Origin of the sequence: Wolbachia endosymbiont (group B) of Melanargia galathea (assembly GCF_964030625.1) — a bacterium.
Lineage (GTDB): Bacteria > Pseudomonadota > Alphaproteobacteria > Rickettsiales > Anaplasmataceae > Wolbachia.
Map to the genome: position 1 here is coordinate 356,202 of NZ_OZ034910.1, position 21,681 is coordinate 377,882.

Annotated in this window: 22 protein-coding genes and 1 pseudogene; 16 read left to right on the forward strand and 7 right to left on the reverse strand. The window is 34.6% G+C overall.

What is annotated here, in order from left to right; genetic code table 11:
- Window positions 1-48: 48 nt before the first annotated feature.
- Window positions 49-504 carry a Holliday junction resolvase gene (locus AAHF52_RS01605; protein ID WP_342068452.1) on the reverse strand — a complete coding sequence of 152 codons (456 nt, stop codon included), beginning with the start codon at window positions 502-504 and terminating at the stop codon, window positions 49-51.
- A gap of 224 nt (window positions 505-728) precedes the next feature.
- Here AAHF52_RS01605 and AAHF52_RS01610 point away from each other — a divergent pair, with 224 nt between their 5' ends.
- Both AAHF52_RS01610 and AAHF52_RS01615 read left to right on the forward strand, forming a co-directional pair.
- Complete coding sequence (locus AAHF52_RS01610; RefSeq protein ID WP_342068453.1) at window positions 729-1,955, forward strand: hypothetical protein; 1,227 nt, start codon at window positions 729-731, stop codon at window positions 1,953-1,955.
- Window positions 1,921-3,045 (forward strand): hypothetical protein, encoded by a 1,125-nt coding sequence (locus AAHF52_RS01615; protein ID WP_342068454.1) that lies wholly within the window; start codon window positions 1,921-1,923, stop codon window positions 3,043-3,045. The genes AAHF52_RS01610 and AAHF52_RS01615 overlap by 35 nt, the downstream gene beginning before the upstream one ends.
- Window positions 3,046-3,745: 700 nt before the next feature.
- Here AAHF52_RS01615 and AAHF52_RS01620 read toward each other — a convergent pair.
- From AAHF52_RS01620 to AAHF52_RS01645, 6 genes are all read right to left on the reverse strand, one after another.
- On the reverse strand, window positions 3,746-5,881 hold the full coding sequence (locus AAHF52_RS01620) for an AAA family ATPase (RefSeq protein ID WP_342068455.1): 2,136 nt from the start codon (window positions 5,879-5,881) through the stop codon (window positions 3,746-3,748).
- Window positions 5,882-5,942: 61 nt separating this feature from the next.
- The gene (locus AAHF52_RS01625) at window positions 5,943-6,395 is read right to left on the reverse strand and encodes a hypothetical protein (RefSeq protein ID WP_265027978.1); all 453 of its coding nucleotides are present in this window, start codon (window positions 6,393-6,395) and stop codon (window positions 5,943-5,945) included.
- Between the two features lie 37 nt (window positions 6,396-6,432).
- Window positions 6,433-6,936, reverse strand: coding sequence for a hypothetical protein (locus tag AAHF52_RS01630; protein WP_265027977.1), 504 nt, complete (start codon window positions 6,934-6,936; stop codon window positions 6,433-6,435).
- 26 nt (window positions 6,937-6,962) lie between these two features.
- Window positions 6,963-7,766: an AAA family ATPase gene (locus tag AAHF52_RS01635; protein ID WP_342068456.1), complete on the reverse strand. Its 804-nt coding sequence runs from the start codon at window positions 7,764-7,766 to the stop codon at window positions 6,963-6,965.
- 16 nt (window positions 7,767-7,782) lie between these two features.
- Window positions 7,783-8,586 carry an ATP-binding protein gene (locus tag AAHF52_RS01640; RefSeq protein WP_265035221.1) on the reverse strand — a complete coding sequence of 268 codons (804 nt, stop codon included), beginning with the start codon at window positions 8,584-8,586 and terminating at the stop codon, window positions 7,783-7,785.
- Window positions 8,587-8,638: 52 nt separating this feature from the next.
- On the reverse strand, window positions 8,639-9,136 hold the full coding sequence (locus AAHF52_RS01645; RefSeq protein WP_342068457.1) for a sigma-70 family RNA polymerase sigma factor: 498 nt from the start codon (window positions 9,134-9,136) through the stop codon (window positions 8,639-8,641).
- 252 nt (window positions 9,137-9,388) lie between these two features.
- On the opposite strand from AAHF52_RS01645, the gene AAHF52_RS01650 reads away from it, so the two are divergent.
- The 14 genes and pseudogenes from AAHF52_RS01650 (at window position 9,389) to AAHF52_RS01715 (ending at window position 21,627) form a co-directional block, all read left to right on the forward strand.
- Entirely contained in the window at window positions 9,389-10,072 is a 684-nt protein-coding gene (locus AAHF52_RS01650) for a hypothetical protein (RefSeq protein WP_342068458.1), read from the forward strand.
- A 15-nt stretch (window positions 10,073-10,087) separates the two neighbouring features.
- On the forward strand, window positions 10,088-12,022 hold the full coding sequence (locus AAHF52_RS01655; protein ID WP_342068459.1) for a DUF4815 domain-containing protein: 1,935 nt from the start codon (window positions 10,088-10,090) through the stop codon (window positions 12,020-12,022).
- A gap of 11 nt (window positions 12,023-12,033) precedes the next feature.
- Window positions 12,034-13,261: pseudogene (locus tag AAHF52_RS01660) on the forward strand (hypothetical protein).
- Between the two features lie 5 nt (window positions 13,262-13,266).
- Complete coding sequence (locus tag AAHF52_RS01665; RefSeq protein WP_262986446.1) at window positions 13,267-13,461, forward strand: hypothetical protein; 195 nt, start codon at window positions 13,267-13,269, stop codon at window positions 13,459-13,461.
- On the forward strand, window positions 13,458-14,834 hold the full coding sequence (locus AAHF52_RS01670) for a hypothetical protein (RefSeq protein ID WP_342068460.1): 1,377 nt from the start codon (window positions 13,458-13,460) through the stop codon (window positions 14,832-14,834). Before AAHF52_RS01665 ends, AAHF52_RS01670 begins: the two co-directional genes overlap by 4 nt.
- A 316-nt stretch (window positions 14,835-15,150) precedes the next feature.
- The gene (locus AAHF52_RS01675) at window positions 15,151-16,323 is read left to right on the forward strand and encodes a phage tail sheath subtilisin-like domain-containing protein (RefSeq protein WP_342068461.1); all 1,173 of its coding nucleotides are present in this window, start codon (window positions 15,151-15,153) and stop codon (window positions 16,321-16,323) included.
- A 13-nt stretch (window positions 16,324-16,336) separates the two neighbouring features.
- A complete protein-coding gene (locus AAHF52_RS01680; RefSeq protein WP_342068462.1) occupies window positions 16,337-16,843 on the forward strand; it encodes a phage major tail tube protein in 507 nt (168 codons plus the stop codon).
- A 61-nt stretch (window positions 16,844-16,904) separates the two neighbouring features.
- Window positions 16,905-17,105, forward strand: coding sequence for a hypothetical protein (locus AAHF52_RS01685; protein ID WP_007303020.1), 201 nt, complete (start codon window positions 16,905-16,907; stop codon window positions 17,103-17,105).
- On the forward strand, window positions 17,089-17,370 hold the full coding sequence (locus tag AAHF52_RS01690) for a type II toxin-antitoxin system RelE family toxin (RefSeq protein WP_143688798.1): 282 nt from the start codon (window positions 17,089-17,091) through the stop codon (window positions 17,368-17,370). Before AAHF52_RS01685 ends, AAHF52_RS01690 begins: the two co-directional genes overlap by 17 nt.
- Window positions 17,371-17,453: 83 nt before the next feature.
- Window positions 17,454-17,711 (forward strand): phage tail assembly protein, encoded by a 258-nt coding sequence (locus AAHF52_RS01695; RefSeq protein WP_017532593.1) that lies wholly within the window; start codon window positions 17,454-17,456, stop codon window positions 17,709-17,711.
- A 109-nt stretch (window positions 17,712-17,820) separates the two neighbouring features.
- Window positions 17,821-20,112 (forward strand): phage tail tape measure protein, encoded by a 2,292-nt coding sequence (locus AAHF52_RS01700; RefSeq protein WP_264376466.1) that lies wholly within the window; start codon window positions 17,821-17,823, stop codon window positions 20,110-20,112.
- Complete coding sequence (locus AAHF52_RS01705) at window positions 20,112-20,459, forward strand: phage tail protein (protein ID WP_226079687.1); 348 nt, start codon at window positions 20,112-20,114, stop codon at window positions 20,457-20,459. Before AAHF52_RS01700 ends, AAHF52_RS01705 begins: the two co-directional genes overlap by 1 nt.
- Window positions 20,456-20,665, forward strand: a complete 210-nt coding sequence (locus tag AAHF52_RS01710; RefSeq protein WP_405197565.1) for a tail protein X — start codon at window positions 20,456-20,458, stop codon at window positions 20,663-20,665. Before AAHF52_RS01705 ends, AAHF52_RS01710 begins: the two co-directional genes overlap by 4 nt.
- Entirely contained in the window at window positions 20,662-21,627 is a 966-nt protein-coding gene (locus AAHF52_RS01715) for a phage late control D family protein (RefSeq protein ID WP_226079683.1), read from the forward strand. Before AAHF52_RS01710 ends, AAHF52_RS01715 begins: the two co-directional genes overlap by 4 nt.
- Window positions 21,628-21,681 lie beyond the last annotated feature (54 nt).

Here is a 21,681-nt window from a genome sequence, read left to right on the forward strand (position 1 = left end):
GGGGTCAAACCCACCAAACCCGCCATTATGGCCGAAAGGACCCACTTTTTATGGATTTTTCGTCTTATTAATATCTTTACTAATATAGAACATTAATGCCAAAGCATCTGCCTCATTATCATCTCTAGGTAAAAAACTTTTTTCACGTATCGCTTCAATAACTTCACTCTTACTTGCATTGCCTTTGCCTGTTATAAAGCGTTTTATAGTTTTAACATTAACACCTTGGTAGGGAATATTGTTCTCTTCACACCAAGAAGACAGAACTGCGAGAAAACCACCATAGCAATGAGCTGCATCAGTTCCTAAATGTCTTCTTACTTCCTCAAAATACACTGCAGAAATGTCCTTCAAAGAATTAAGCCAATTACGAAAATTCAAGAAGCACATGCCACCTCCGCTAAAACGGCTACCATGAAAACTTTTGCTTCCACTTTCAATTACTCCATCTGTTAGAATTGCCCAGCCCGTTTGCTTGCCGAGGTCCAGTGTTAGGATTGACATTTATATTCAGATTTGTTTCACTAGAGTACGTGAACCCTATATAATATATATTCAGGATTTGAAAAAATTTTGTCCAAAAAATCTTCTTCTTAAGCAAACTTTTTAGAAAAAACTTGGTTAAAAATCAGTAAACAGCCCTTGCATAATTATTGGTCAAGACTTTCAGATTTCTATCTTAACTATTTAAATAGTCTATTATGTTATTATGGTGTGGTTAGTTTCTTATGAACATTTATCCAAATCGTAAATTTTGGGAAGATGATTTAGAAGTCCCTGTTAACCATTTGCTTGATCGTTTTCACAATACAAAAATACGTCAGTCCTGGATAAATTCACTTTCAGGTAGGCAGTTAAATGTTATCTTTCAACAATCCTTTTCACATAAATTAAATGCTCAACTCTTTGATGATGGAGAATATGATAATATATCTGTACAATATAAGCGTAAAGTTATTACCCACCATCTAGACTCTCTCGTTGTTTATTATCTGATTAGCTGTTTTGAATTTGCAAAGCTTGAAGCTACTATCAGTGAAATTGCAAGATCTACATTAACTGAGCAACTCATGCAATCCTACCTTCTAAAGAGTGGTAATAAATACGATAAAAAGTCTCTGTTATTTCTATTGTTTCATATAGATCATAATCTTCTCAAAGATGTCTATCATTTTGAAAAAATACAAAGAAAAGGTTACGTCTACTTTGCTCTACAAAAAACTCCACGGCAGCCAAGTATTTCCTTTAAGAACTTTATCTCAGAGCAAATCATAAAACAAATTCTCACAGAAAATGACATTAAACGCAGTGATGGTTGTGAAAGTCAGTTAAAAGGCCTTTTTCATCATCAAAATCGTTTATATGTATTAATACGCAGAGCTAGCGATGTAGATTTATTGTTAAGCTCAAATAAAGTTATTCATGGCCATAAACCAGAGTGGATGATTTTGGATTTTCTAATTAGTGGTAATCAAGTCAATATTGCTGCTAAAAACATTGATCAAGCGAGTGAAATAGCAAATAGTATTGCAAGTCGTTACTTTAGTTGTGAATGTATCTTTGTAAATATGCAGGATAAAAATTTTGCAGAGCAAGTATATAAATTTATTAAGGCTTGCATTTATGGCTCTGATTCAAATATATTTACGTTTGAATTAAGTTTTCGATCAAATCGTCTCAAGCATAGCAATACTTGCATTACTTTAACTGTTGTACCGCATGACTCAATAGCATCTGAGCTCCATATTTTACATTTCTCTATTGATGATATACTAGTTGAATCGATAAAAATAATCTTTCAAGGTAAGAAAATAGGGCTATTTTTTAAATCAAGTGATGAGTACATAGCAATTTATTATTCGGAACATCCATTAAATAAGAAGGAAAGAGAAGAGTTTAAAGCATATATGAAACAGTCTTATGGTCTTACAATCTTGTCAAAAGCAAATCTCTGATCTTTTTAGTTCTGATAGTTCTTGGGTTAATCCCAATCAAGATTATATCAAGGCAGCAAAGTATTTATCGAATCTTGAGTTAATTAGTATGCAAGAGAAGTACTACATTATCTGTGCTAATAGACAAGATAAACTAGATTGGCCAAATGTAATTGATCCATATTGTAAAAACGAGATTTTCATTGATGAGGACTTTGATGAGGCATGTGAAAACATAATCTGTGAAGATTGCAATCGCGATATTTTCCCTAATACCTATAGAAAACAAAGATTTCATCGCTTATCTGTATACTTAAATTCGGAAAAAATTATGTGCTGGTTTGAGAGTCAGCTAAGTAATACAAATTTTATGTGGCACAGAGTAGAAAACGGAGTTTATTATATTGGTGGTCAAGGTAAATTTGTAAATCTCATTATTCTTGATTTTTGCACCAATTCGACATTTCTAACCATAGATAGGCTTCGAGTAAATCCAACTGTACTCGTAATACTGAGAAAAAACACACCAAGTACTCTTCTTGACCTTCCTATCGTAGAAATGGTTGATATCCTTTGTCAGCGTAAGACTTTAATTGAAGTATTTCAAAGAGCAGTAGAAAGGGGTATACCAGAATTAATACCAAATACTTCGATACAAATTTTACATACTGCATACATTCCACTTAAGCAAATTGAGCCTGCTAAAGAAAGAAAATTATTAGAGTTACAGATGGTAGAGGGTACAATATGCGTTAATAACATTAAGATTATGAATGAAAAAGCTAGTACATGCATTAATGTTTTCAGAGTATTATTTAAGCAATTTTTACATGATTGTGAAAAAGAATTACTACCCGAGAAATATACTTTGCTCAGCATTCATCAATTGGAAAAGCTTTTAAACCTTGATAAAGAAACAGACCCAGAACATTACATTAGAAAACCAATAAACACAATTCAAAGAACAATAAAAACTACATTAGCCAAAAAGTTAGGGTTGAACATTGAACGTAATGATGTCATTGAAACTGTTGGTTGGCCTGGATCATCACGTAAAGATTATGGCTACCGTATTAACCCTTTTACTTTGGTTATAAAAGCAACTCGTTAAGTTTTAGAGATACTAAATAACCAATTAAGCGCCATAAGTTATGTAAAATATCGACTATACAAATCTGTCATACATTAAAAAAATTTCTTTACAACTAAAGTAAACCGTGATAAAACTGATATAGGGTCTCTCTTCTAAGTTAAGACATAGTGTTAATCGGCTTTTAAGGGCTGTTATAAGCGTTCTTTAGGTCAAGGTGGTTAATTGTACCCTGAAGTCGTAGAATCGTTTTAAAACCGCGCTAATTGTATCTTTCATTAAATGTAAATATCTTAATAATGTTTTGTGGCAACCTTTCCAAACTTCTTTCTTTTCGCTTACTAGTTAAAAGCTATTATGAACCATTACTATAGTTATTGTATTTTATATTAGTTTATTATTATATCATTTATTATTATTTATATATATAATATATAAGATTCTCGGAAAGTGGAAATCAGCCACTGTAGCGGGTTTGAGTATTACCAAATTAGCTAAATTTTTTGGAAATGGAAACGTAATATTTCTTATATTAGATGGCTAAAAATCAACGAATTTCAATAGTTTAAGTGTGAATATACTCTAATTTCCAAATCTTGATAAATTTTCCGGAAATCATGGAAATTTGGTCGTGTGGAATTCATTTTTTGTTCTTAAAACCTTACTTTCAGAGAGACAAAATGAACCCACAAAACTTTCATAAGTGAGCTTTAAGTATTTTTTAGAAGTTACCTATTTCAAACCTTCCTGCACCTAGCTTAAACTTACCTTCTCCTCTGGCAAAAGAACCAGTTTTGATATCAAGCCATTTATCCTCTTTTGAGTTTGTAGCCATACCTTTTACTATTTTTCTTTCGTTTAATAGTTCCTGTGCTAAACGTTCAAGTCTATGCCTACTAACACTATGAAATGCAGCTGGTAATCTATGCCGTTGTTGAAACACTCCTGGTCCACCTGTATGAGTAAACGGATGACCTTCTTCTGCTGACACTGCAATAGCTTGCATCAGTATCTTTTTTAAGTATTCATCAGATAATTTTCCAAGCTTAAATTCCTCAGATATATCCTCAAGCAAGCCAGTTGAGGAGCGTAAGTAAGTTCTTATATTCCTATCTGTTGCTCCATTAGACTTAACTATAGCTCCTTGGTATACTGCATTATTAACTTTACTAACCTTTAATGTATTAAACACAGTATTCTGATGCTCTTTTGAAGCAGGCCATAATGCAAAAGAACACCTAACTCCATCAACAAGTGCAGTTGTACCTCTTATCGCATCTCTTGCCTGTTCCACAGTCGTAATCGGTTCACTGCACTTGGGTTTTCTCATATGATGTGCTACAATTACAGCTGCTCCTGTTTCATTTGCTAAGTTTGCAAGTAACCCCATTGCGTAATATCCCATTTCTGGATCTGAGTTTATATTAGCATGGACAAATGATACTAGTGGATCAAATACTATTAGTTTTAGATCTTTTACTTTATCTAATTGTCTACAAATGTCTTCAAATTTATCTGAAGTTTCAGGACATTTACCACGCATGTTGCTTTTCACTATAGAAAAGGGCTCTCCCGTATTTGGAATAGGTATAATAAATAATCGATTTTGATATTCTGCTCTCTTGCTACCAGGATCAAGACGATCAAGACGACGGTGTATCTCACCTGCATCATCTTCTGCTGAAAAAATCACCACTGATCCATGCTCTGTAACAAGGGAACCAAAACCACAGATCTGATCTGTATCACTTGCAACTTTGAGGGCTAAATCAAGTAGTAGCATTCCTTTGCCTGTATCTCCCATAGCAGCTACTATTGAGGTAACACCTAAAGGAAATAAACCTTCAACAAGAAACCTTTGTATTGGTACTGAACCTAAATAACGACTCACACTCCAGTCTAAAATGTTAAGCGGCTGTTTTGTAGATCTTTCTAAACTTTTCATATTTGAAGTATTTGGAATGTCAGTAGATGGGGTATCAATAGTAAGTAAAGGAGTTGAAGCTAAAAATTCTTCAATGCTTATACCCTCCTTTACACAATCAGCGGCATCCCATTTCTCAGGCTTATCTTGAGGAATTTCAAGCACAGCAAGTGATGCAACTCCAAGATCTAACAGCTTCTTTGCAGCATTTTCAGCATATCGTTTGCCTGCTTCATCATTATCTGGCCATATAATAATGTGTTTACCTTTAAGTGGAGTCCAATCTGTCTTCTCAATAGGTGCATTTGCTCCTGACATTGCTGTTGTTGCAGTTATTCCTTTCTCTATCAGCGCTTCTGCACACTTTTCTCCCTCAACAAGAATAACTTTATCGGATTTCAAAATACCTGGGATATTATAGAGTGGCCTTATCTTCGGTGCACCAAAGTCGGACTTTTTTATATCAAAAGGAAGATATCGCTTTCCATTATTATCATCATAACGATAGACTCTAACAATAGCTTGGCCGTTTTCATCGTAATAATCCCAATATGCAGTTCGATTACTTGAAGTTTTGAAATGACCAAGCCACTGAGCTATAGAAGTCATTACTTCAGGAAACTCTATTCTCGTACTTTTTCTATGTACTCCTGCCCAAAGATCAATGATATCACCACCTTCTCCTGTTGTAAAATCATGCCATAGGCCAGCTTCATTGCCACTTAATTCTACTACTAGACTCTTGCCTTTATCACCTTGTATATTGCCTACATAAAACTTATCACCACGAAAAACTCCTCTTGGTAATAGGTATGAAAGACAAGACCTGATATTTAGTAGAAGTTGATCTTTTAACTGTTCTTTCTCCTCTAATGGCTTATAATTTCCATTCTTTAGTGGAGCTGCTGTATTAAAATCACAATATGTATCCATACAATCTCCAATATGTTTATAATTTAATTAATTTGAAGTTTGACTAAGCTCAGCGTCCGTTTTATGAATTTTGTTGGTATGGATTTGCCGTTTTTAAATTTGCAACTACTTTCATAACTTTGATTCGCCTTTTACTTTCTGGTATTTCTTTCTCATAAAATTTAATATAACCAGCAGCAGCTAAAGTGTTAATATGTTTGCGAATAGAATGACAACCCTTAAGGCCAAATTTATATTCAAAAAGGTAACTAAACGAGTTCTTAGCATAAGGAACTCCTCCATGTGACTTCTTATCAATTAACTGCAAAATAGTATCATACTCTCTTCTCCAACGCTGTTTAGTGGTCTTATTTAGTAAATCTTTAGCAAGATTTATATCATTTATAACTGAAGTCAAAAGTTTAGCTACATCTCGCTTAGAAAGATCATCTGCTGTTTCATGATTGTCAGACAATAAATAAGATAGACATTCTTTAAGATTATTAATTAATAGTGTTTTTTGAAATTTATTCATAAGAGTCCTCTAATATAAAAAATAATTCTTTTGCTTGCTAGAAGGGTATCCAGTCCCCTTTCTGAGGATCAGACTGCCGTTCTGGAGTAACAACTGTAGCAATTCTGTTCCTGTTCCCGTATCTACTGTCGGCTTCAATACCAACTTTTGCAGTAAACTCTAACCCGTTAAAATCAGCTATAGAGTTGATTTTTCTAGCAGTAACTGCTTTCTCTGAAGTGTCATGTGCATGAATATTTCGTGCTGACTCCAAAATGCTTCTAAGCATAGAACGTCCAGATTCTCCCCAGATGTCTTCTTCACCTTCTGCTTTGCCACTTTTGACACCTATAATCTGAAAAATCTTGCGTTTTGCATATGGACCTTCAGTGATAGTAAATTCAGCGTTTAAATAGATGCTGCCAGTAGTGTAGCTTTTCGTGAACCAATTTTCATAACCTCCAGGCTTTATTGCCATTTTTACCTTAACTATTGTACCTTTGGGTATCAAACTACTCTGTATTTTTGCAGTATTAAAATCAGTTAAAAAATCTGATAACATATTGTCTCCTATAAATTAAGTAAAAATCAGTTACTCCATTGGTCTGCAAGCTTCCAACGACCATCTATCTTATCAACAAGCTTACTTGCCACACGTTCACCATTACGAAGCTCAAATACTATCTGACGTACAGTACTTTCCTCATCATGAGCAAACATCACCATACCAGTACTATAAAATCCCCTCAAAGAACCAGCACCGCTTAAGCCTTGAAATGGATCTTCTTCTAGCATTTTTTTAGAGAGTTTTTTTGTATGGTGAGTGAGTATTATGCCTGAATCTGGATTGATAACATTTCTCAGTCTTTCAAGTGTTTTTTGCAAGAAAAATAGCATAGCGCTATTATCATTTTCATTGCCATATTCACTACTAAAGATGTTACGAAGAGGATCAATAGCTAAAACTTCAGGTTTAAAGCCTTTTTCGTTTAAAGAATTTTTTATTTCACTTATTTCTTCACTGTTAAATGATAGTTGAACTTTCGGTGTAATGATTAAGTTTTCAGCAGCTACATTTAAAAGTTCTTGATCAAGTTGTTGCAAACGTTCTTTCATATATTCATATTCAATTTCAGTTTGCATGTATAAGATCTTCAAAGGTCTACTTGGCGTCATACCAAGAAAAGAAATACCTCCAGCCATGTGGACAAGCCAAGAGATCAAAAAGTCACTTTTGCCGATTTTAGGTGGGCCACCCAGTACCAATAGACCTCTTTTTGTTAAAATTCTTGGTGAGATTATATCCTCTGGTATTGGCGTTTGATCACTTAAATACTCCTTTACGCTGTAAAAAGGGATTTTTTGACCGATATTGAAAAAGCTTTGTTCCATATTACTCCTTTTAAAATTAGGCAACAGAAGCCAAGGTTTTGGCTTTAATTTTCGCAAGTAATTTACCCAGATGCGGCTCTTCAACCATGTTAAGGCAACCACTGCGATCTTTAGCTGGATATCCCCAAGAGTTAATAGTTTGACAGACAAATAAACGTTTCTCTGTACCATCATCTTTCTTGATTCCAACCATACTAATTACTTCATCAACAATACCTGGAATTTCACTAGCAGTTTTAGCCCCTTCACATTGAGGTAGCCATGTTGAACGATTACAGTCATCGAGATATTGACCTAGTGTGCCAACTATGATGATGTCTTTATCTCCGATGTGTTGAAATTGATTGAGCCATGCCATCATCTCTTGCGCAAGTATTCCGTAAGCAGCTCTCATGTCTTGCTTTCCACTTCTCTCAGAAAAAGCTTCCGGTTGCATTTTTGCCCATAAGAGACAAAGACGTGATGCTACAGTGATGCTATCAATAAAAATACATCGATATTTAGAAAACTCTTCATTGTATTTACTTGATACGTGCTCATAGTGTCTTTGGCTATACGCTTGATCAGATTTTAGTGCAGGGTTCGGACCACCAATTAGGCAGGCAATATCCCGAGCTTGATTCCAAGTACGAACACTAATTGAATCTCCCTGCCAATCTTGAACAGCAAGCAGGCCTGCTTCAAAGTCAAGACATAGTGTTGGTTCACTTATAGTCTTTAAGAGACTGGTTTTACCAATACCGTAAGGACCAAAAATTACTACTTTTATGCCTGTAGTTGTTTTCAATCTTTCATTATTGTTTAAAATTTTAAAAGTCATTTATTCACCTCAATGGTATATGTTATATATTCAGGAAAGGTAGAATTTATGTTCAATTTTTCTTTTTACCCTTGTAGTAGATGGAAGAGAGTTTTATACGTATTTTTCTTACCATAGTATTTAAAGTAGTTCTTGATATGTTGTTCATCTTAGCAACTTCATATAAGTTAAAGTACTTGAGTTGTTCGCATATCTTTTGCATCTTTCTTGGTAGCGTTGAAATCATGTAATCTACATCAGTACGTTTTGCTACTTCATCTTCAAAAGCTTCTGTTTTCTCAATATTGACGTAGTTATTAATGTTGCGTTTAATACATAGTTGTTTCTCCAATAAGTTATTGGCACGACGTTCAGTTAATCTTGCTACAAAAGTGTTAAAGCTACCTTTACTTTCATCATATCTATCAAGATAAGTCCAAATTTCACAGAAGAGTTCTTGCTCAAGATCTTCATGGGTTTCATGAGTAAAGCATTCAAAAAATTTTAACCTTTTAACTTGGTACTGTATGTTTTGAACAACTATAGGATCAACACCAGAATAACGTTTCATAACTTCTCCTTAAAACAATTAATAGCTTTAAGGATGAGAACTTATAGGTGCACTTTGTAGGACAGGAGCAAAAATAAATAATACAGATGCAATTTTTAACCTATTGATATTCTATTGTTTTTTTTCGAGAATAATACAGTTCGATTTTTAAATAATACTGCAACAAAAAATTAGGCAAAAATTCATTTTTTTTGGACAAAAATTTTCCAAATCCTGAATATATATTATATAAGCCTTTCAAACTCATCACAGGTGTCAATTCTTACACAATCAGGAAGAGCAGCAATAGCAGCCAGCATCAAAAAACAATCTATCCATCTTGCTTGGGGAAGTGGTGATTCAAGCTCTGGAAGTAGCCACAAAGTAGAAAAAACTTTCGTTAAGGGTGAAATAAAACTTGATCATCAACCTGTTAAAGATGTGAAGGTTGTTACAGGACAAACAATGCATCAGCCAAGTATTGACTATACAGTTGATAGCAGTACTGGTGTAATTAAACGTACGGAAAATAGCTCTATCACGGCAAATAGTGCAGTTACTATAGAGTATACTGAAAGCACACCACCAGAGCTGATAACTTCTGAAAAACTGCTCAATGAGCTTGGTAGACGTACTGCAGATGAAGTTCTCTTTTGCACAGGTGATGAGAATGGAGAGCTTTTGACTCCAACAGGGAGGTTTAGGTCCTCAAATGTACCAACCAATAATTTATACCTTAAATTTACTTTCGATTTCACGGACGCAGCAAATCAAGTTATACGGGAATTAGGAGTTATGGTTGGTACAAAGGTAAAAGAAAAGTTGCCTCCTGGACAGAGATATTTTGAACCACAAGATATAGAAGACCCAGGGATCTTATTAGTTTTAGAGCATACCGTACCACTTATCAGAACTGCTGCAACTCGGGAAACTTTTTCGTTTGTAGTGACATTTTAGAAAAAGAGAAAAAAGATGACCTTAAATAGCTATTATAACCGCTTTAATCCTGACAAAGAATACGAAAAAAGCTTGTTTCTTGCAGGAAGAGGTCTACAGTCTGCAGAATTAAACGAGACTCAGGAGTATGCTCTCTCTAAGCTTAAAGGCATAGGCGATGCAATATTTCGTGATGGCGATGTTATAACAGGAAGCAATTGTATTATAGATAGAGAAACTGGTAAAGTTACGCTTGAATCAGGAAAAATCTATCTTCGTGGAGCAGTTAGAAAAGTCGAAAAAGAAGAATTTATTATTCCACTGAGTACCACAGTTCGTATAGGTGTTTTTTTCACCCTATCTACCATTACAGAGCTTGAGGATGAAAATCTTCGTGATCCTGCAGTTGGTACAAGAAACTATCAGGAAGTAGGAGCAGCAAGACTTAAAGTTTCTACCATTTGGGGTTATCAATCTGAAGGTCTTTCTCCACGTTTTTCTGAAGGAGAATTTTACCCAATTTACCATATTGAAAATGGAGTATTGATAGAACATTCACCACCTCCACAAGCAAATATAGTAACCACAGCTCTTGCTCGTTATGACAAAGAAGCAAATGGTTCCTACGTCGTAAATGGTCTTGAAGTAATGTTCCTGCAAAAGGAAGAGGGAGAAGGAGGAAAAAAAATATTTGTGATTAATGAAGGCAAAGCTCATGTTGATGGTTATGAGATTGAGTTACCTCACAGTATTCGCATTTCTTTTGATGAAGATCCAGATATAAAATCAGTTGAATCAGAACCACATACTTTTCAGCCAAATAGCCAAAGGGTAATGGAACTTAAAGTTAATGATTTTCCAATCAGTGAAATTAAAAAAGTAGATATCACTATTCAAAAAACTATTACCATTACTCACGGTTCATACTCAGGAGCTGTTGATCCAATACCTGACTCTGCAGTACTTGAGATTATTCAAGCTAAACAAGGCAATGTAATTTATGAAAATAGTACAGATTACAAACTAAACGCAGGAAATGTTGATTGGTCACTACCAGGTAAAGAGCCAGCTCCTGGAAGTAGTTATCAAATCACTTACCGCTATCGCACTCATGTAAGCCCTGAAGATATAAATGAAAAGGGATGTAAAGTGAAAGGAGCAGTTGATAATAGCTTGGTTCTGGTTGATTACACCTGGAAAATGCCCCGCTATGATTTAATTACTATCGATAGCAAAGGAGTAGTAAGAAGAATAAAAGGCATAGCTCACCCTTGGAGACCATCGATGCCTAAAGCGCCTAGTGGACAACTTTTGCTCTGCTACATTCATCAGACATGGAAAAACGGAGAAAAAGAAGGGGTAAAAATAGTGAATAATGCTATTCATGCTGTACCGATGAATGAGCTTGAAGCAATGAAAAAAGGAATAAATGATCTTTATGCGCTGGTTGCAGAGGAACGTCTACGCAGTGATGCAAATTCAAGAGAACCTACCACCAAAAAAGGAGTATTTGTTGATTCATTCTTTGATGATGATATGCGCGATCAAGGAATTTCGCAGTCTGCAGCAATAGTAAATAAGGAACTAATTTTACCGATAGATGTAGAAATTATTGATGTTGAAAAGAGCACAAAACCTTATCTTTTACCGTATGAACTTGAGCCGGTATTGGAACAGCTTTTACAGACTAAAAGTGAAAAAATTAATCCGTATCAAGCTTTTGATCCAGTTCCGGCACAAATTACTCTAAATAAAAATATAGACCACTGGACGGAGGTTACCACGAATTGGAAAAGTCCAGTAACTAGAGTATTTAATGTTAAAGAAACAACAGAGCTGCTGTCAAGTACTTCATACGAAGCTGAATTTATGAGAGAAGCAGTACAGAATTTTGAAATTGAAGGTTTTTCCCCAAACGAAAAGCTCAAAGAAGTGAAGTTTGATGGTATCGTCATTCAGCCTATGGCATAGAGGTGAAAAATATGATAACAGCTAACAACCAGGGAAAATTAAAGGGAAAGGTGAAAGTGCCGGCAAATATTCCAGCAGGTACTAAATTAGTACAATTTTATGGGGATAAAGGAAGCTATGGAGAAGCAACGTACACTGGTAAAAAAACTATTACCATAGAAGAGAGAAGAAGAGTTATCGCAGCAAGAAGAGTTGATCCTTTAGCACAAACATTTACTTTAAATGAGAGCAGACACATAGGGGGTCTAGATTTATGGTTCACAAATAGCGGCAAAAAACGTGTTGTTGTGCAGATTAGAGAAACAGCAGTGGGAATGCCCTCGCAGACTGTCATTGCTGAAAGCTATATTGAGCCAAAGGATATAGCAGACTGTCATTGCTGAAAGCTATATTGAGCCAAAGGATATAAAAGTAGATGGCACAGCAACACGTATAAAGTGGTCACCAGTGTTTTGCCATGCAGGAGAGGAGTATGCAATAGTACTGCTTACTGATGATCCTGGTACTGCAGTCAAAATAGCAGAACTTGGCAAATATGATGCAGTAAATAGCCGTTGGGTAACAAGTCAGCCATATCAAGTAGGAGTATTACTTTCATCTAGCAATGCAAGCACCTGGACTCCACATCAAAATTTAGATTTAACGTTTCGACTACTAGCTGCAAAATTTAGCGAAAATTCTCACGTTATTGATCTTGGTAAAGTTACTGCAAATAACGTATCAGATTTAATTGTTTTGACGAACGTCGAAAAAGTAGCATTTGATACCAATGTAGAATTTATTCTGACAGATGAAGAAGGAAAAGAAAATTTTCTATCTGATAACTTGCCGCTCGCGCTGCGTGAAAGACTATCTGGAGAGCTAACAGTAAAGGCAAATTTAAAAGGGTCAAAAGAAAAAAGTCCAGTGCTATATCCTGGGTTACAGCTAGTTATGGGTAATATAGGGGAAAAAGGAGATTATGTAACTAGAAGCATTACAGCAGGAGCTAACACTAAAATCACCATAACGTATGATGCGCTGATACCTGGCACTGCAGATGTTAAAGCATATGTACAAAAAAACGTGGATTGGCAATTAGTAAATTTAACATCAGGAAAACCAATTGGAGAAAGCTGGGTGGAGAGAACTCATGTACTGACAAACTTTAATGCTAATGAGACAAGGATAAAATTGGTTTTAAGTGGAACGGTTGTTTATCGGCCAAAGGTAAAAAACTTGCGGATTGTTATAACATAAAAAAAATGCCAAATGATAAAACAAGCAGAGAGTATCCATTACCTCATCCAGAAAATATTGCAGTGGAAGATGTAGTACGTATTCGAAGAGCTATAGAAAAAGTAGATGAAGATATTACCGAAAGAGAAGATGAGCATAATCAACTAAAAAATAATTTTAAACGATTTAGATTTGAAACTTTTTTGAATTTTTGGGAATGAAAGAAGCAATATACCAAAGGATAAAGGATTTAGCAGCAAACAGCACACCTGATCAACTTGCATATCTTGCAAAATCGCTGGAATTGATAGCAGATAAAAAAGCTATTTCTGATATTGTGCAAATGGCTAAAATAAAAGAAATAATTGATGCACTACAAAAAAGACTTAAGGATTTAGCAGAAAACAGTACTCCAGATCAATTAGCATATCTTGCTAAAGCACTGGAATCAATAATCGACAAAAGTGCGGTTTCTGAAATTGTACAGATGACTGATGGTAAGCTAAAAGAACTTCTTGATAGTGCAAAAAAACACTTAACTGATCTGGATAATAAAAAAGCTAGTTCTTTAGCAGTGATCTCTGAATCAGAGAAGCAGTTATTAAAGAGAATTGATGAAAAAGGAACAACAAATTTATCGCTACTTGATACGAGAAAGAATGCCAATATTGCAGCAATAAACAGTGTTGGCAATGATCATAAAGATGGTCTTAAAGGTTTAGTGAATAACTTCCGTACTGTTAATGATGTACCAAGTAGCTCATCAATCATGAAAGAAGTAAGAAATCGTCATATGATTGAACCTGGAGCATTACCTTTTTTATTTGGTGTACTAAGTAGAAAAAATAATTACTTTGGCCAAGGAACTTTTACAACTGAGCTTGGTCAGTGGAGTAGTGATGTAACAAAAACAGACTATATGCTACAACTACTAGCAGGTACTCACACATATGATACAAGCTATGTTAGTTTTTATCGGCCAAGACAACTCAGTTTTTTAGAGGGAAGCAAAGGTACATTTATCTATGGAGAATCATACCCAAGATTTATGTATGATGGATTTTCTGAGCAATTCAATATGCTGAAATACCCTTATGCTGCATTGGGAGTAATATTCGTAAAAAACACAAGCAATGTAGATATAAGTAAAACTCTAAACTTTGCTGGATCTGCAATGTGGTATAAAGATGAAGTTAATTATGGAGGAGCAGGATTATTTATAGGTACACCTGATAAAACTAATACAAGAAAGTCAGAGATTTCGAGAATTACTTGGACACGTATTTACCAGCATGAAATTAACAGTCCTGAATTTATTGCATCAGGTAACATACTCATTCCAGCAGGAAAAACCGTTACAGTGTTACTTTATACGTCATCTAATCTTCACTCAGGAGGTGAAAGAGTTGGTGAGACACCTGAGTTCTTTGAAAGTGAGCATACGTATAGCACAATCTATGGTCAATTTATTCAGTGGGGAATATATAACTTTCGCAGCAATTTTCTGACTACAGGACTTGAAATAGATGTAGAAAGGACATTAAGAGCGTGGCAATGTCCAGGATTAGATGCAACATATAAACTTTGGCATTAAAAAATATATAAGTTGAAACCAAAATACTTGTATCTTTCACTACGTAAGATATTAGAGCTTAAAAACAAGCCATAGACACCAAAGAATTTTTATTGGTAAAAAAAGTTACTATTTAACAAAAGAGTATTAAACGAAGTGAAAAGAATATTCAAGAAGACTTATTACAAAATGCGTAGTTTTCTATATTTTCTAGTTTTTGTCTTTATTTTAATAAATATACTAAATCTTAAAAAGTAGTAATCAAAAGAAAATCAAAGAGTTTTCTTAACAATTTTAAAAAGCAAGTGAAGAATTCTTTAGAAAGTTTATAATAGCTATGACAGAACAATTTTTACATGGGGTAAATGTTATTGAGGTTACCTCAGGGACAAGATCAGTGCGTACAGCTAAATCATCAGTGATAGGTGTAATTGGTACTGCACCTGAAGCCGATGAGCAAAAATTTCCGCTAAATAAACCAGTGTTAATTGCAGGAAGCTTAAAAGAAGCGGTAAAACTTGGCAAAAAGGGGACTCTTTTTTCAGCAGTAAATGGAGTATTTTCCCAAATTGGTGCAACAGTAGTAGTTATTCGAGTTAAAGAAAGTGAAAACAGTGATCCAAAGCTCAAAGAAAGTGAAACTATCCAAAATATAATTGGCGGTGTTGATAAAGAGACTGGAGAGTATCAAGGGATAGAGGCATTCCTCAGTAGTGAAAGCATAGTTCATGTTGCTCCAAAAATATTAATTGCACCTCAATTTACTCACCAACTGCCAGAAGATGCAGTGGTTGCAGCATTAATTCCTATAGCAGAAAAGCTGAGAAGCATAATAGTAGCAGATGGTCCAAATACCAATGATGAAGAAGCAATAAAATGGAGAAAAAGTGTAGGCAGCTCAAGAGTTTACGTAGTTGACCCTTGGGTTAAGGTATTTATTGAAGGAAAAGAAGGAACCTTGCCAGCAAGCCCATTTGTAGCTGGTTTAATAGCAAAAGTAGATAGCGAACAAGGATTTTGGCACTCACCTTCAAATAAAGAGATAAATGGTATTGTTGGAACAAGCAGGCCTATTGATTTTACGCTCGGTAATACAAATTGCAGAGCAAACCACTTAAATGAAAATGAAGTAACAACGATAATTCATCAAAATGGCTACAGGCTTTGGGGAAATAGAACATGTTCAAATGACTCAAAATGGGCTTTTTTATCAGTGAGAAGGACTGCAGATTTAATCAATGATAGTTTACTTCGAGCTCATTTATGGGCAGTTGATCGCAATATCACCAAAACTTATATAGATGATGTAATTGAGGGGGTGAATTCTTATCTGGCAAGTTTAAAAGCACAAGGGGCGATTATTAGCGGAAAATGTTATGCAACCCCAGAACTCAATACACCAACAAACATTGCAAGTGGAAAAGTATACTTTGACTTTGAGTTTATACCACCATATCCAGCAGAACAGATTACTTTCAGTTCACATCTTGTGAGTGGTACAATATTATAAAAAGGGGAGAAAAATGTTACCGAAAATACTGAGAAATTTTAACGTATTTGTTGATGGTCGTGGTTATGCAGGAAAAATTGATGAGATAACGTTACCAAAGCTCACCATAAAAACCGAAGAATATCGTGCTGGTGGTATGGATATCCCAATAAATATTGACATGGGCATGGAAAAGCTTGAAGCAGACTTTACTTTCGCTGAGTATGATTCAGAACTATTTAGACTTTTTGGCTTGATAGATGGAAACTCAGTATCTTTAACGCTCCGTGGAGGAATGCAAGGTAGTGGTAGCAATGAGGTTGAAGGAGTAATTATCAACCTTAGAGGCATATTCAAAGAATTTGACTTTGGTAGCTGGAAACCTGCTGAAAAAGCAACGCTGAAGTGTACTGTAGCTGCTCATTACTATAAACTTACTATAGGTGGTAATGAGTTAATAGAAATCGATGCTGAAAATATGATTAGAAAGATAAATGGTGTTGATCAAATGGCCTTGCTACAAACGATTCTAGGGATCTAATATGGTTGACAAAATTACATAAAAATGTTAAAATATAAGAAGTTGTAGGTATATAGTTAATATGGATTCTAAAGCTCATACAAATTCCATAGAGCAGCTAACTGGTTTACTTGTTAGTGTAGCACAATCTCAAGACAAGTCCGTTTTAAAGTTATTAACTGAATTAATGGAAGAAGAAATTGAAGATATGGAATTATCTAAGATTGCTGACGAACGCTATAAAGAAAAGAGGGTTAAACATCAAGATGCCTTCTGGGATTAAGCCTTACAATATAGACTATTCAGAATCTGTTATAAAGAAAGACATTCCGGCTCTTCCAGCAAAAGTAAAGTTAATGATTAAGAAGGCAATAATGGAGCGTCTAACAGCTGATCCAATTGGACTTGGAAAGCCATTAAAGCACAACTTAAGCGGGCAACGTAGTCTACGTGTAAGTACCTACCGTATACTTTATTACATAGATGCGCCAGAGCATACAGTAGTTATTACTTCAATTGAACATAGGAAAGATTCTTATCAAAGCTAATCCTATTTATAGCACCATACAAAGAAATTAGTTATGTAAAAGCCGATATAGACTTTTATTTAATTAGCTTTTTAAGGAGGAATATGCAAGCTATAACACTTAATAATCCAATAACAGTAGATGGAATTTCTGTCTCAGAACTTACCATTAGACGTCCAAAAGTTAGAGACTACTTGGCAATAGAACGCATTAATGGTAGTGACCTAAATAAGGAAGTAACTTTGACTGCCAATTTGACATCAGTTGCAAAAGAAGCAATTGAAGAGTTAGATATTGCTGATTATGTGAAAATTCAAGAAGTATTAAAGGATTTTTTTTCACCGATTATCCAAAAAACTTGAGATTAGAAATACTAGTGCTTGGCTCTATCATAGGTGGTGGAGTTGAGCACATTCTTGATATGGAGATTAGTGAGTTTATTTTATGGAGCAAATTAGCTAGGGAGTTCAAATGTCAGTATTATCGATAAAAATAGGTGCGGTACTTGATGGCAGTTTTAATACTGTAATAAAGGGCAGTAGTAATCAACTTACTTATCTTGGTGAGAATATAAGAAAGCTTGATTCATCTTTAAAATCAGTATCAAAGTTTAAGCAGTTGGGTAGTGATGTTTTGACTAGCAGGAGGTCGTGGAAGGGCTTTGAAGATCAGGTAAAATCTTTAGCTAAACAAATGAAAGCAATAGAGAAACCAAGCAAAACTTTAAAAGCTGAGTTTGATAAAGCTAAGTTTTCTGCAACAAAAGCAAAAGAAGCATATTTGAAAAAGAGAGATGCTTTGCATTCATTTAATGAAGAAGTAAGAAAAAGTGGAAGAAATATTAAGTCATTAGTAAGTAATCAATATAAACTTGGCTCATCTGTTGAAGCGCTAAAAGGTAAGTATGGTAAGCTTGGGTCTGCAATACGTAATCACCAAAGTTTTTTAGCAAGCAAAGCACATTTTAAGTCACAAATTATAGAGACTATTGGACTAGGTCTTTCGCTTGCAGCTCCGATCAAGGTTGCGATTGATTTTGAAAGTGCTATGGCTGATGTAAAAAAAGTAGTAAAATTTGTGCAAAATGATACTAAAGATGAAGCATCAAAGTTTGCTAAAGAATTAAAGAAATTATCTCGTGAAATACCCTTGTCAGCTGCAGAATTAGCACAAATAGCTGCAAGTGGTGGTCAACTTGGTATTGACAAAGATGATCTTATGAAGTTTACAACAGTAGTTGCTAAAATGACCACAGCGTTTGACATGTCTTCAGAAGAAGCTGGTAATGCTATTGCGAAAATATCCAATGTCTATGGAATTAAAGTTGATGGTATGGAAAATGTAGGTAACATAATAAACCATCTTTCAGATAATACTGCTGCCAAAGCTAAGGAAATGGTTCTTACACTGAATAGAATTGGTGGTAATGCTAAACAGTTTGGTTTAGAAATTGATCAAGCAAGTAGCTTAGCAAGTGCGTTCATAAGCTTAGGTAAACAACCTGAAAAAGCAGCAACTGCTATAAATAACTTTCTTAGTAAACTACAGACTGCAAGAGAGCAAAGTCCTGAATTTCATGATGCATTAGATGAGATGGGAACAAGTATAGAAGAGCTTGAACAAACCATTAAAAAAAATCCTCAAGAGGCAATATTGCAATTTCTTGAAACTTTAAAAGAAATAGATGATCAAGAGCGTGCCGGTATTCTTATGAATCTATTTGGTGCTGGGTTTCAAGATGACATTGCTCTTTTAGTAGGAAGCTTAGACATTTACAAGAAAGCTATTGAACATTTAGCTGATAAAGAAAAATATAACGCTTCAATGCAGGACGAATTTAACAATCGGGCAAATACTACAGCTAATAAATTACAATTACTTAAAAATGCAGTATTTGAAGCTGGCATGAATCTAGGGTCAGTAATGTTACCTACTTTAAATTATGTAGCTGGAAGTTTGAAAACAATAACAGAGCGTATAGCTTCTTTTGCAGAAAAACATCCAACTTTAACTACGGCAATCATGAGTACTTTAGCAGCTTTGATAAGTTTAAAAATTGCAGCAGTAGGACTAGGATACGGATTTACATTGCTAGGAAGTACGATTTTTGGTCTGAAAGCAAACCTACTTGGAGTATTTTCATTTTTATCAGCTACAGTTTTTCCTGCAGTAATAACAGGACTAAGAGCAATAACGTTTGCTGTAATGAGTAACCCGATTGGACTTTTAGTAGCAAGTCTTGTCACTGGTGCAGCTCTTGTTATCACTAACTGGCAAAAAGTGAAAGACTTTTTCTCTAGCTTTTGGAAATCACTCATTAAACCTATAGGAGAAGCTTTTTCATGGATGGGAAATACAGTAAGTAGTATATTTGCTGAGAATAGTCCGATTAGAAAATTTGAAAATAATGGAAATGTTGTTAATGAGCTTTCTAAAAATAGCATTTTCAGTAACGGAACCTCATTGACAAATAATAGTGCTATTAAACAATTTTCAGAAAATAGCAAAAGCAATTTTGAGAATTTTAAAATTAAAAGTGTTATAGAAGAAAAAAGAGCTATAGAACAAGAAGAAGTTGAGAAAGCATTCAAGAAAAGTAGATATGAAAATAGGGAATCGAAAGTATATAACCAAGCATTCTATCAAACGTTTAATATCAACATTAAGTCTGAAGATGTGCGCAGTGTTGCTGATGCAGTAATAGAAAGGTTTAGAGAACAAGCACGTGGAGCACTTTTTGATATAGTTGAAGAGTTGCATTAATGTTGCTTGGGAAATGTAAGCTTGAACTAACAAGCCTAAGATACATTAAAGAAGAAAGGTGGTATACAATTGAATGTATTGAAAAAACGTCGCTACAAAACATTGGCTCAGGAATTGAATGTATTGATTTGACAGGAGTGATTTATCCACATTATCAGAGTAATGGCTTAGAACAGCTAAAAAATATACGTGATACTCAAGAACCACACGTTCTAGTTGATAATTCAGGAAATGTGCTTGGAAATTTTGTCACTACTAATGTAGAAGAAAAACAGATATTATTTTTTCCTGATGGAAAACCAAGAAAAGTTGAGTTTATTTTGAAGTTAAAAAGTTACAGCAAGTGATTTATTATTACACTAAAGAAAACGAAATGTTAGATGAAATTTGCTGGAAACATTATGGATACAGTAGTGGAGCAGTGGAGGAAGTATTGCTTGAAAATCCAGGACTTGTAGAACATGGAAGTTTTTTGCCCGCTGGATTAAAAATTAAGCTTCCTAAAATTCAGAGAATATTGAAAGAATCTGTTATAAATATTTTAGATGAATGACACCAGATTTTGATATAGTAGCAAAAAATAACCCAGTAACAGAGGTTTTAAAAAAGAGTTTAATATCACTACGTGTAACTGATGGATCCGGTACTACAAGTGACGAAGCCGAGATATATATTAGTTATAGCTCTAGCGCTTTAGAACTTAAGGGTAATTTACAAATTTTTCTCGGATATAAAGAAACAGGTTTACTACCTATGGGAGTATATAAGGCAAATCAAATTACAATACAAAGTCCACCACAAACTTTAAGAATAAAATGTGATGCTGCAAGTTTAAGAGGATCATTAAAGGAAAGAAAATCAAAGGAATGGAAGGACATTACCTTAGGAGATTTAATTAAAGAAATAGCACAAAAGCATGGGTATGAAAGTAAAGTCGCTGAAAGATTTGAAAATATATTTGTACCACATATCATCCAAGCAGAAGAAAGCGACATGAGTTTTTTGGAAGGATTAGGGAAAAAATATGATGCACTAGTAAAACCAGCAGGAGGATATATAATTTTTATTCCAAAGGGAGAAGCAAGATCAGCAACTGGAAAGATGTTAGGCACAACAGTACTTACACCTAAAGATGTTATAAATTGGGAGGTAAATTTTAATGTGCGTAACAAATATGGATCTGTTATTGCAAAATGGCACAGTTATGAAAAGGGAGAAACTATAGAAGAGGAAGTGGGAAATGAGGGTCCAAGTTATACTCTGCAAACGCTTTACTCTACTGCAGAATCAGCAATTAGTGCAGCAGCAGCTAAGTTAAGACAATTAAAACGTAGTACATCAAATTTAAATGTAACTGTTCCTGGTAATCCAGAATTATTTGCAGAAGCTAAGATCAGTCTTTCAGGATTTTGTCAGGAAATTGAAGGTGAATGGATAATTAGCAAGGCAGAACATATTCTCAATAATAGGGGATATCAAACTATAGTAGAGGCAACAGTGAGCAAAGCTGTTTAAGTGAAACTTAAGCAAATGATTATTTAATTCTAGATGGGTATAATTATTGCAGTA

Coding starts and splice junctions, on each gene's coding strand:
- AAHF52_RS01705 (WP_226079687.1), top strand. CDS start 20,112: ATGTTGCTTGGGAAATGTAAGCTTGAACTAACAAGCCTAAGATACATT.
- AAHF52_RS01645 (WP_342068457.1), bottom strand. CDS start 9,136: ATGAAACGTTATTCTGGTGTTGATCCTATAGTTGTTCAAAACATACAG.
- AAHF52_RS01615 (WP_342068454.1), top strand. CDS start 1,921: ATGGTCTTACAATCTTGTCAAAAGCAAATCTCTGATCTTTTTAGTTCT.
- AAHF52_RS01655 (WP_342068459.1), top strand. CDS start 10,088: ATGACCTTAAATAGCTATTATAACCGCTTTAATCCTGACAAAGAATAC.
- AAHF52_RS01700 (WP_264376466.1), top strand. CDS start 17,821: ATGTCAGTATTATCGATAAAAATAGGTGCGGTACTTGATGGCAGTTTT.
- AAHF52_RS01605 (WP_342068452.1), bottom strand. CDS start 504: ATGTCAATCCTAACACTGGACCTCGGCAAGCAAACGGGCTGGGCAATT.
- AAHF52_RS01670 (WP_342068460.1), top strand. CDS start 13,458: ATGAAAGAAGCAATATACCAAAGGATAAAGGATTTAGCAGCAAACAGC.
- AAHF52_RS01690 (WP_143688798.1), top strand. CDS start 17,089: ATGCCTTCTGGGATTAAGCCTTACAATATAGACTATTCAGAATCTGTT.
- AAHF52_RS01640 (WP_265035221.1), bottom strand. CDS start 8,586: ATGACTTTTAAAATTTTAAACAATAATGAAAGATTGAAAACAACTACA.
- AAHF52_RS01620 (WP_342068455.1), bottom strand. CDS start 5,881: ATGGATACATATTGTGATTTTAATACAGCAGCTCCACTAAAGAATGGA.
- AAHF52_RS01630 (WP_265027977.1), bottom strand. CDS start 6,936: ATGTTATCAGATTTTTTAACTGATTTTAATACTGCAAAAATACAGAGT.
- AAHF52_RS01665 (WP_262986446.1), top strand. CDS start 13,267: ATGCCAAATGATAAAACAAGCAGAGAGTATCCATTACCTCATCCAGAA.
- AAHF52_RS01685 (WP_007303020.1), top strand. CDS start 16,905: ATGGATTCTAAAGCTCATACAAATTCCATAGAGCAGCTAACTGGTTTA.
- AAHF52_RS01680 (WP_342068462.1), top strand. CDS start 16,337: ATGTTACCGAAAATACTGAGAAATTTTAACGTATTTGTTGATGGTCGT.
- AAHF52_RS01715 (WP_226079683.1), top strand. CDS start 20,662: ATGACACCAGATTTTGATATAGTAGCAAAAAATAACCCAGTAACAGAG.
- AAHF52_RS01635 (WP_342068456.1), bottom strand. CDS start 7,766: ATGGAACAAAGCTTTTTCAATATCGGTCAAAAAATCCCTTTTTACAGC.
- AAHF52_RS01695 (WP_017532593.1), top strand. CDS start 17,454: ATGCAAGCTATAACACTTAATAATCCAATAACAGTAGATGGAATTTCT.
- AAHF52_RS01675 (WP_342068461.1), top strand. CDS start 15,151: ATGACAGAACAATTTTTACATGGGGTAAATGTTATTGAGGTTACCTCA.
- AAHF52_RS01610 (WP_342068453.1), top strand. CDS start 729: ATGAACATTTATCCAAATCGTAAATTTTGGGAAGATGATTTAGAAGTC.
- AAHF52_RS01625 (WP_265027978.1), bottom strand. CDS start 6,395: ATGAATAAATTTCAAAAAACACTATTAATTAATAATCTTAAAGAATGT.